We start from the raw sequence: 1,464 nt of genomic DNA, 5'->3' as shown, positions 1-1,464 counted from the left end.
GTGTTCGATTGGTAAGCGACATACAAGCCGTAAATACCATGAAACAATAGCGGGAGGTAAATGCCGAAAATCTCGAGCAGCGGCAGCACGGGCATGCTGTTAATGAGAGTTACGCCTTTGTCAAAGCCTTCAGGCCCGCGTTCAAACGCCTGGTAGTTAGTCAGACCATGCACGACGATAAATCCGCCGAGTGGAATGATCCCGAGAAGCGAGTGAAGCTTGCGCGAGAAATACGAATTTCCTTTCATGTCATTCCTTCTCCTTTCAAAACTGTGAGTGCTAGCATGCTTTTTCTTAAAATATAAGAATGTATCGGTTTCCCCTTTATACATTGCTTATATTCCAGCGCAAACGAGGTGCTGTGCAGCCAATGGTTGTCATCAGCAGTTTACGCTTGGCAAATCATTCTACATTGTAACCCCAGCATGTATGTCCGTCAACAAAACTCGACACATATTAGCCACACTTCCCATCCTACTCCTTTTAAGCTTATAATGGAATTGCTTATTTTTTATAATTTCTTATAACAAAATGACATAAGGGGTTTCATTCATGAATGAAGAGATGCATGTCTTCACCGTTATTGTGGAACAGTCCAGTATGAACAAGGCTTCCGCCTTGCTAAACCTGTCTCAGCCTGCACTTTCTCGCAAAATTGCCAAGCTTGAGCAGGACCTGGGCTCTCCTTTGTTTCATCGCATCGGAAAGCGGCTGGAGCTTACTCGAATTGGGCAATTGACCTATGAATATGCTTTGGAGCTTCGCCAGCTTCATCGCAAATATCTGCAAACCGTCTCTGAGTTCACCTCAGCTGGACATACGACCCTTACTATTGGCGCAAGCTTGACGACGCTTCAAACGACTTTGCCCGATCTCATTCAAAGCTTAACTTCAACTCATCCGGAGATCGACATTAAAGCGATTACCGGCAAGACGCATGAAATCGTATCGCTCGTACGAGATCACAAAGCCGATATCGGCATTGTCGCCTCTAGTATTGAGGATTCAACGCTGCGGTGTATTCCGCTGTTTGAGGATCATCTATCGCTCGTGGTGCCTCGTAATCAGGTCATTACCGATAAAGGCACGCTGGGTATACAGGATGTGACCGGCATGCCGATGATCTTGTTCTCCAAAGGCACTTGGTACAGGTTGTTGACCGACGAGCTGTTTGACAAATATCATCTTCAGCCGGATGTGCGAATGGAAATTGATTCGTTTGAAGCTATCCTTCGTTTGCTGCATACTTGCCGTGCTGCGACGCTCCTGCCTCAATCGTATATGCGCAATCAACTGCTTGAAGACAATGATCTTACCGTCATTCCCATTCGAGAACTTGAGGATACAAAGCGCACCACCTCGCTCATTCATGCGGATTCGGCCGCCCTCAGCCCGTCCGTTCGTCTTTGGATCAATGAGCTTGCAGCAGGCTTCCCCAGCAAAAAGGACAGCAGCTTTTAAAAT

Annotated in this window: 2 protein-coding genes; one reads left to right on the top strand and one right to left on the bottom strand. The window is 46.7% G+C overall.

Annotation, left to right across the window (positions count from 1 at the left end):
- On the bottom strand, window positions 1-248 hold a 248-nt coding region (locus tag AC1DSE_RS35190), incomplete at its 3' end, for a succinate dehydrogenase/fumarate reductase transmembrane subunit (RefSeq protein ID WP_477529115.1).
- 304 nt (window positions 249-552) lie between these two features.
- Between AC1DSE_RS35190 and AC1DSE_RS35185 the strand changes: the two genes are divergently transcribed.
- Window positions 553-1,461: a LysR family transcriptional regulator gene (locus tag AC1DSE_RS35185; protein WP_076267578.1), complete on the top strand. Its 909-nt coding sequence runs from the start codon at window positions 553-555 to the stop codon at window positions 1,459-1,461.
- Window positions 1,462-1,464: the final 3 nt, after the last annotated feature.

Source organism: Paenibacillus sp. 01L418, assembly GCF_056400045.1.
This window is presented reverse-complemented; position numbering and strand designations above follow the sequence as displayed.